Origin of the sequence: Globicatella sp. HMSC072A10, assembly GCF_001811625.1 — a bacterium.
Taxonomy (GTDB): Bacteria; Bacillota; Bacilli; order Lactobacillales; family Aerococcaceae; genus Globicatella; species Globicatella sanguinis.
Genome location: NZ_KV805621.1, coordinates 35,735 through 44,874 on the forward strand (window position 1 = coordinate 35,735; position 9,140 = coordinate 44,874).

Sequence of the window (9,140 nt, forward strand, 5' to 3'; positions counted from 1 at the left end):
TATGAAGCGAGGGTTTAGTTTTTTTCAATCCATTTACTTTAAAATACCGATGTTGTTTATTTTTATTTTACTGATTTCATTTCAGTTTATTGGCGTATTTTTTATCGACCAACTACAATCACAATCGGTCACAACTTTTAAAGAAACGTGGAATACACAGTCGAATTTTTTAATCAATAATGTGAGACCTATTTTAGAGTCGTCTGGTGATCCTAACCAGACGACTACTATTGAGTTACAGCTAACTCAGACCTTAGCTACTTTCACGGCTGACGAAGCAACTAAAATTCAAATTTTGGATAATGAGGGTTATGTTAGGGCGATAAATCAAAGTGGGCTTGCTAATACGGTGGGACAAAGAGTGGATAATGATAATGCTTTAGCCGTTATAACATCAAGAGAAGCTTACGCCCAAGAGTATCATGATTATGCTCGTAATAACCGTAGTTATTTATTAATACGTCCTGTCATGTCTCAAGATAATAATCAACTATTAGGTGTCGTAATGGTAGAAGCGAGTATGAATAATATTTACAATCAAACTCGCTCTGTTATGGTTATTTTTGTGCAATCCGCAATTATCGCAATTGGGGTCGCTTTCGTGATTGCATTATTCCTCTCTCAAGCGATTACCAATCCTATTGAGCAAATTAGACAACAGGCAATGCGTATTTCTGATGGGATATATAATTATCCAGCAGCCGTCAATGGAAAAGATGAGCTGGGTGAATTAGCGAATACCGTCAATGAATTGGCGATTAAAGTTAAAGATGGACAGGAATCCATTGAATCCGAACGTCAACGTCTAGACGGGATTTTAAGACATATGACAGATGGTGTGATTGGAACAGACCGCCGGGGGAATGTTTTACTGATCAATGAACGTGCTTTAGAGCTATTGAGTATTCATCAACAAGATTCTTTAGGTATTTCAATTATTGAGTTATTAGGTCTTCAGCAAACGCATCGTATCAAGGAATTGCTTGCCGGAGAAAAAGAAGTAATGATCGAGCGTGAAGATGACACAATCCTTAAGGGAGAAATCTCAATCATACGTCGTGAGACAGGGTTTGTAACCGGACTCGTTTGTGTTTTGACCGATGTGACAGAGCAGGAGAAAACAGATCGAGAAAGAAGAGAATTTGTTTCGAATGTTTCCCATGAATTACGAACACCATTAACTAGCGTTAAAAGTTATACGGAAGCTTTGGCAGATGGCGCTTGGCAAGATGAAAATATTGCTCCGCAATTTATTGAAGTGATTCAATCAGAGACGAATCGGATGATTCGGATGATTGGCAACTTACTGGATTTATCGAAAATTGATGGAGGTCAAATTAAGCCTCAAATGGAATTAATTGACTTTAAACGGATTGTCAACCATATTGTTGATCGTTTTGAATTTACTTTGGATTCACAGGAGAAAAAATATACGATTAAACGTCAATTTACACCAAGAGAAATATATTTAGAAATTGATCAAGATCGCATGACACAGGTCATTGATAATATTATGAGCAATGCGATTAAATATTCTCCTGATGGTGGGGAAGTAATTGTTAAAATTGTTGATAATCCTCATACGGTTGTGTTGAGTATTACCGATGAAGGATTAGGCATTCCACAAAAAGATTTACCACATCTGTTTGAACGTTTTTATCGAGTGGATAAAGCTCGTTCAAGAGACCAAGGGGGAACCGGTCTAGGTTTAGCCATCTCTAAAGAAGTGATAGAGTTACATGGAGGTAAAATTTGGGTTGAAAGTAAAGAAAATCATGGTTCAACTTTCTTTGTAGAATTACCATATGAGCCATTTGAACTAGAGTTTTCGGACGAAGAAGGGTGGGATGAAGCGTGAGAAAATTTTCCTTTCAAACATTCTTTTTAACGCTCTCAATTGTGGTAAGTTTGTTACTAAGTTATATTTTGATTTTTGATAATAATGCTTTATTATCCCGTTTCTCTTCTAATCAGGAAACAGCACAAGTCAATATTCAAATTGATAGTAATAATAAAGTTTCTGACTACTATCAATTGGCTAATGTAAAATTAGCAGAAATCATCTATCCGACCAATGTGATTATTTCTGAAGGCGATAAAGCCTATTTATTGAATGATTATTCGGGATTACGTTCACTGGCATCGAGTTTAAGTCAAAAACGTATCTCCTTAGTTGAGAAAATCGTAGTACCTTCAGAAGAAAAATATATCGAATTAATATCACAGGAAAGAGTCGAGTTTGAATTTTCAACGGCGTTACCATTTGAACTAGTGGATAATTTTATTAAAAATGAAAGTGAAGAAACGGAATTTGAATTTAACCGTATTATTTTTCCTAAAAACGAAAAGAATACCGCCTACTTATTAAATACTTTTGAACAAGTTTATATGAAGGCTAAATTGTCAGAAGGGAACACAACGGACGATTATTTTAAAATAGCGCGAGTTTCAAAAGGGAAATGGGTTGTTGCTGAACGCTATAATTTAAGTAATGGCAATCATGTTTACTTACCATTAAAAACCATGACAGTACCAAGTCAACTTTATACTTTAAATTTAGTTCCTGAAACCAATGTGATTGATTCTTTATTTGGAAATGTCCGTTCATGGCGATCTGTTTCTACCAACGAAGACAGTAGCAGTGGGACCATTATGTATTACAACTCAAATATGGAGCTTCAGATTAACCCTTTTGCTCAAATGCTTGGAATTAATTACAAAAATACCAATCAGTTTGAAGCTAAAACATATAGACAACGAATTGAGCAAAGTTATAGTCAAATGCGCCAGTTTGAATATTGGAAAAACGGGATACGTATTGGAACCCAGTCAAATGGCACAACCATTGTCTATCAACGTTATCTTGATGGTTATCCTACCTTTTCTAGTTCGATGGTCAATCATTATGCTAGTAGTCGTGTTTATTTTCGTGGAGGTAATTTGACTACTTCTATTACGCGCTTAGCATTACCGATGGTTTACTTGGAAGCGCATGTCGCCGATCAAAGTAGAGAATATGAATTGATGAGTGTGGATGAATTGATATATGAATTGAATATGGCGGGATATTCTGTTAGTGATTTTACCAATGTAGTGATTGGCTATGAATGGCAAAATAATATGTCTGAATTTCAAAAAGTGAACTTTGTTCCTAAATGGTTTTTTGAAATCAATAATGTTTACTATTCAATTGATCAAATTCGTGAAGGTGAGCTCGAAGCCATGGGGAATATTAGTGATAGTCGTCGCTATTTTACAAGAAGGTAGGTGACAAACAATGGATTTTAAACGAATTATGTTAATGTTAACCTTGTTTTTTTTAATTTTTGATATTTATTTAGGGTTTAGAGTCTATCAACAAGTTCAATCTACTACCATTCGTCAAAGTAATTTTCAGCAACAAAGCATTGAACAGAGACTTCAAGCTCGTGATATCACTTTGTTGTCACCACTAAATGAAGAAGAAGTTGAGGGCACCTTAATTAAAACTGAAGAGAATACCGTATTACGTGATGGATTGAATCAATTAACCCATCAGCAAGTGAATTTTTCAGACGAAAATGTATTAACAGCTACTTTTGATGAACCGTTAAATATGGAAGGGCAAATAACGCCTGAAACGAGCACTTTACCAAACGAAGTGGCAAAATTTATTCGTGATCAATATTTATTGAATGATGAGTTATTTATTGAAGGTGGGGCTTATACGCAATATTGGTATTTACCAACCAATCGGACCATTGTTTTTTGGATGACAGCTATTAATAATACCCCCATTGTGGATGGGAGTGCTGAGATTAAATTACAATTAGATGAAAACTATAATATTGCGTCCTACACTCAAACGTATCAGCATAATTTTGTGACTTTAGATGAGGATAAACCTTATAAATTAATCACAGCACGTGAAGCAATTGAAGTACTCGATACGCGTATTCAGACGAACTTGCCGTCTAATTCAACCATTATTCATGTGACTTTATCTTATATCAAATATAAAGAATGGGACGAGATAAATATTTACCTTCCAGTTTGGAATGTCGTTTATCAACGTTCTGAAGGTCAAACAGGTTCAATGTTAGTGGATGCCATCAAAGGTCAAGTGATGGAACGATAGTTTATAAAGTTTAGTAGCATTGTCAATGTAAGCAACCGAACTGTTACCCTAGAATACACAGGTATCTTCAGGAAACGCAGTTAAAAGTGCAAAACATTGGCAATGTTTTTTTATTAAATGATCGATATGAACGAAAAAATATTAAGTGAAATATAGTCGTGCTTATGATAAGATAGACAAATGAAAGGGGCGATCATATGCGTTTATTAGCCATTGATACATCTTCAAATTTACTCAGTTTAGCCTTGTTTAACAATCAAAACATTATAGCATTTGAAAATAATCAATCACAAATGCAACATGGCGTATTATTATTACCCAAAATTAAAGAGCTTTTAGCAAGCAATCAAGTGACGGCAAAAGAGGTTGATGGCATTATTATTGGGATGGGACCGGGGTCTTATACGGGCTTAAGAATAGGTGTTACAGCGGCTAAAATGTGGGCAGTTAGTCAAAATATACCCGTTTATCCTGTTTCGAGTCTAGCTGTAATGGCTTTAAGCGTAGAGCCGTCCGACAAAAAAGTAGCCATTGTGCCGATTGTGGATGCACGTCGAGAGAGTTGCTATACTGCTATTTATCAAATAGATATGACGGGTAATCTTAACACTATTCTTGAAGATAATCATAGTGATTGGCGATTGTGGTTAGAAAACAATGCGTCTATTTTAAGTCAGTATGATGAGATTGTTTTCGTAGGGCATCAAATCGCAAATTTTGAGTCGCTAGTCAAAGAGATGTTACCTGATTCAAATTATCGATGGGTTGACGATGTGTCAGCTTTACCACGTATGGAACGTTCAATGGGTTTAATAAAAGAACCTATTGCAGATATTGATTTATTATCTCCAAATTATGCTCAGTTGACTTTAGCTGAGCGAGAATGGTTAGAGAAAAAAGAGCAGGTAGACGGTTATGATACATTGGTTGATACAACTATTAACTAAATACAAAACACGACTAACAAGCAAAGATGTAGTGACGTCTACCATGCCCAAAATAATGGAACAACTGGATTGGCAAGCAAAAAAACATCCCGAGGGCTTTGTATTACGACTGTGTCACCAATCGGATCTCGATTTTTTTGAACAAATTGAAAAACAAACTTACGACGGTTATTTAGCCTGGCGTAAAGCTGATTTTTTAAATGATTGGCGCAAAAATCCTTATGCCTTGTATTTAGTGATTGAATTGCAAGGAAAGTTAGTGGGCGTAATCACTGGTAGAGTACTGTATCGAGATTCACATATCAGTCAGTTGATGGTGCTGCCAAGATACCAATCAAAAGGGTTAGGTCAGTGGCTAGTGAGTGAATGGCTATCTATCGCTAAACAATTTAAAACAAAGCAAATCACTTTGGAAGTACGAGAAAGTAATCAACATGCTCAAAAATTATATCAAAAAATGGGTTTTCAAGTCATTGATCAAAGGGAAAACTATTATTACAATAATCACGAAACGGCTTTAATTATGTGTCGTAGAGAGAAGGAATAAGGATTGATAGAGTACCATGTTGTACCGATAAAAGGAAAACTAATGATGTCGCCATTAAAGGAACAAATTATTGAAGCTAATCGATATTTTGGGTGGAATGAAGCCCAAACGTTAACAGATTTTAATAATGAACATAGTGAATATTATTGTTTGGTTAATCAAGACAAATTATTAGGTTATGTCGCTTTGCATCATATTTTAGATGAAGCGTCGATCAATATTGTCTACATGGATAAGACCTTTCGACAACAAGGGTTAGCAACGGAACTGCTCGTCTTTGTATTAAACCAATTAAGTCAGCGTCAAGTAAAAAATATCTTTTTAGAAGTACGAGCGAGTAATCATCCGGCAATTCATTTGTATCAAAAAACCGGCTTCGATTTATTAATTAAGCGCAAGAATTATTATCAAAATCCCATGGAGGATGCTTATATTTTCCAAAAAAATTTGACGAAAGGAGATCAAGATGAGTCAAAAGAATAATCTCATTTTAGCATTTGAGTCAAGCTGTGACGAAACAAGTGTTGCCGTCATTGAAAATGGTTCGATTATACGCAGCAATATTGTGGCTTCGCAAATTAAATCACATATGCGATTTGGTGGTGTCGTACCAGAAGTAGCCAGTCGTCATCATGTTGAACAAATCACTCAAATTTATCAACTGGCATTAAAAAAAGCACAAGTGTCAATAGATGAGATTGATGCGATTGCCGTCACCAAAGGTCCAGGACTAGTTGGGGCTTTACTGATTGGCATTACTGCTGCTAAAACATTAGCCTTCGTTCATGATAAACCATTAATTGAAGTTAACCATTTGGCAGGGCATATTTATGCATGTCAATTAGAAAATCAATTACAATTCCCATTATTAGCCTTAATCGCAAGTGGCGGTCATACTGAGCTCGTTTACATGAAAAACCATAACCAGTTTGAAGTTATTGGCGAGACACAAGATGATGCGGTTGGAGAAGCTTATGATAAAGTAGGGCGGATATTAGATTTACCTTATCCAGCGGGAAAATACTTAGATCAATTAGCACAAACAGGACAAGCAACCTATCCAGTCCCTAGAGCGATGATTCATGAAGATAATCTTGATTTTAGTTTTAGTGGCATGAAAAGTGCTATTATGAATCTCGTTCATAATGCGCAACAACGTGGCGAGACCATTGTCAAAGAAGATTTAGCGACTAGTTTTCAAACGGCAGTCATTGATGTTCTAACGACTAAAGCGGCGAAAGCAGTGGCAAAATATCCTTCTGTTAAACAATTTATTTTAGCGGGTGGAGTAGCCGCTAATTCCGGATTAAGAAAAGAATTAGTGGCAACCTTAGATCCAATCGAAGTATTGATTCCTTCATTACCTTTGTGTGGTGACAATGCGGCCATGATTGGGGCAGCTGCTTATCAAATGTACCAACAACAACAAATCGGTAGTTTAGATTTCAATGCGCAACCTAGTTTAGACTTATCATAATTTAAAGAAACTCTGAAACAAATAAAATGTTTCAGGGTTTTATTTTTTCGATAAAAATTAAAAACATATTAAAATAAAGGTTGCTTTTTAATTTTATTTAGTGTATCATCTCATTTAAAGAGGTAATCTTTAATGAAACTATCATAAATACCAAATAGGAGGAAACATTAATGAGAAAATTCTTTAAAAAAGCAGCTGTTTTAGGTACGGCACTATTATCATTTAACGCAATGTCTCCATTATTCGTAACCAAAGTTGGCGCACAAGCAGAACAAACCTTAACATTATCAACTACATCTGAGCCACCAACTGTTGACCCAGGGATTGCAACCGATAGTTCGTCAGGTGCGATTATTAAAAACGTCTTTGAAGGTTTAACAGCGATTAAAGATAATCAACCAGTGCCAGCAGCGGCTGAATCTTGGGAAGTAAGCGAAGATGGTTTAACTTATACGTTCAAATTACGTGAAGGCTTAACATGGTCAAATGGTGATCCAGTGAAAGCAAGTGATTTTGAATTTGCATGGAAACGTGCTTTAAATCCAGAAACCTTATCAGAATATGCGAACTTACTTTATGTGATTGAAGGAGGGGAAGCTTATAATACGGGTGAAGGCGAAGAGGATGCAGTCGGTGTTAAAGCATTAGATGATATGACTTTAGAAATTAAATTAAATGCTCCGGTAGCTTATTTCCCAGAATTAATTGCGCACTATACTTTTATGCCAGTTAATCAAGCAGTAGTAGAAGCGAACCCTGATTGGGCAATGGAAGCGGGTGAAGATTACGTAACCAACGGACCATTCGTCTTATCTGAATGGAATCATTCGAGTGATTATGTATTGACTAAGAATGAAAATTATTGGGATGCAGACAATGTTTCATTAGAAACTGTCAATGTACAAATGGTAGAATCTGAAGCAACTGCTAATGCAATGTATCAAGCAGGTGAATTAGATTACTTAGGATCACCATATAATAGTGTTTCATTAGATGCGATTGATACTTATAAAGCAGATGGAGCATTAAATATCTCTGACTATGCTGCTATTTATTGGTACAAAGTGAATACAACCGATGAAGTAATGTCTAATGTGAATATTCGTAAAGCTTTAGCTTTAGCTATTGACCGTCAAGGTTTAGTAGACAATATTACGAAAGGTGAACAAGAACCGGCATTAGGTTATGTTCCACAAACAATTGCTGGGTTTGAAGAAGACCGTGGTTACTTCAAAGATGCTGATTTTGAACAAGCTAAAGAATATTTAGCAAAAGGTTTAGAAGAGTTAGGATTAAAAGATCCGAGTGAATTAACTGTTAAAATCTCAATTAATACATCAGAAGCGCATTCAACAATTGCGCAATATATCCAAGAAGGTTGGGCAAGTAATTTAGGTATTAACGCTGAAATTGATAATTCTGAATGGCAAGTTTATCTAGATAAATTATCTGCTTTAGATTATCAAGTAGGACGTTTAGGTTGGATTGCAGACTACAACGACGCTTCTTCATTCTTAGGAATGTATGATTCTGTAGACAATGGTAACAATGATACGGGTTGGTCTAATGAGGAATATACTAAATTATTAAAAGAAGCAGAGTTAGAAACGGATCTTGATAAACGTACAGAATTATTGAAACAAGCTGAGGCTGTCATGATTGAAGAAATGCCAGTTATCCCATTGTATTACTACACTAACTTATCAGTTAAGAAAGACAATATTAAAAATATGGAACCTGATGCATTAGGTAACCTTGATTTGAAAAATGTCGTAGTTGAATAAAATATAACGGAATGAATGAGGACTGGGCAGGAACTTAATAATTTCTGTCCAGTTTTGTATCGTTATATCATTGCGCAGTGGGTAAATGGCGTGAACTGGTATTTTTCAGACTTGTTTGATACCTACTTCTTACTGTGCGGGGGTGGGCATATGAAGCGAAAATCAATCGGTTTTCTACTTCTTGCCTACGCCCATTTCGTGTTGCTTTATTAAACGGTGGCGCAAACTTTTGATAATATAAGTCTAGTGGTAATAAGTCAAGAGAAAA

8 protein-coding genes are annotated in these 9,140 nt (G+C 35.7%); all 8 read left to right on the forward strand.

Features of this window, described 5'->3' with window-relative positions:
- Nucleotide 1 precedes the first annotated feature (1 nt).
- Nucleotides 2-1,858, forward strand: coding sequence for a cell wall metabolism sensor histidine kinase WalK (walK, locus tag HMPREF2811_RS00810; RefSeq protein ID WP_071407682.1), 1,857 nt, complete (start codon nt 2-4; stop codon nt 1,856-1,858).
- On the forward strand, nt 1,855-3,267 hold the full coding sequence (locus tag HMPREF2811_RS00815) for a hypothetical protein (protein WP_071407683.1): 1,413 nt from the start codon (nt 1,855-1,857) through the stop codon (nt 3,265-3,267). Before walK ends, HMPREF2811_RS00815 begins: the two co-directional genes overlap by 4 nt.
- A 10-nt stretch (nt 3,268-3,277) precedes the next feature.
- Nucleotides 3,278-4,117, forward strand: a complete 840-nt coding sequence (gene yycI / locus HMPREF2811_RS00820) for a two-component system regulatory protein YycI (RefSeq protein WP_071407684.1) — start codon at nt 3,278-3,280, stop codon at nt 4,115-4,117.
- A gap of 197 nt (nt 4,118-4,314) precedes the next feature.
- Nucleotides 4,315-5,064: a tRNA (adenosine(37)-N6)-threonylcarbamoyltransferase complex dimerization subunit type 1 TsaB gene (gene tsaB / locus HMPREF2811_RS00825; protein WP_071407685.1), complete on the forward strand. Its 750-nt coding sequence runs from the start codon at nt 4,315-4,317 to the stop codon at nt 5,062-5,064.
- Complete coding sequence (gene rimI / locus HMPREF2811_RS00830; RefSeq protein WP_071407686.1) at nt 5,033-5,611, forward strand: ribosomal protein S18-alanine N-acetyltransferase; 579 nt, start codon at nt 5,033-5,035, stop codon at nt 5,609-5,611. The genes tsaB and rimI (HMPREF2811_RS00830) overlap by 32 nt, the downstream gene beginning before the upstream one ends.
- A gap of 3 nt (nt 5,612-5,614) precedes the next feature.
- A complete protein-coding gene (rimI, locus tag HMPREF2811_RS00835) occupies nt 5,615-6,094 on the forward strand; it encodes a ribosomal protein S18-alanine N-acetyltransferase (protein WP_141749221.1) in 480 nt (159 codons plus the stop codon).
- A complete protein-coding gene (tsaD, locus tag HMPREF2811_RS00840) occupies nt 6,078-7,088 on the forward strand; it encodes a tRNA (adenosine(37)-N6)-threonylcarbamoyltransferase complex transferase subunit TsaD (protein WP_071407688.1) in 1,011 nt (336 codons plus the stop codon). The genes rimI (HMPREF2811_RS00835) and tsaD overlap by 17 nt, the downstream gene beginning before the upstream one ends.
- 170 nt (nt 7,089-7,258) lie before the next feature.
- A complete protein-coding gene (locus HMPREF2811_RS00845; protein ID WP_071407689.1) occupies nt 7,259-8,872 on the forward strand; it encodes a peptide ABC transporter substrate-binding protein in 1,614 nt (537 codons plus the stop codon).
- Nucleotides 8,873-9,140 lie beyond the last annotated feature (268 nt).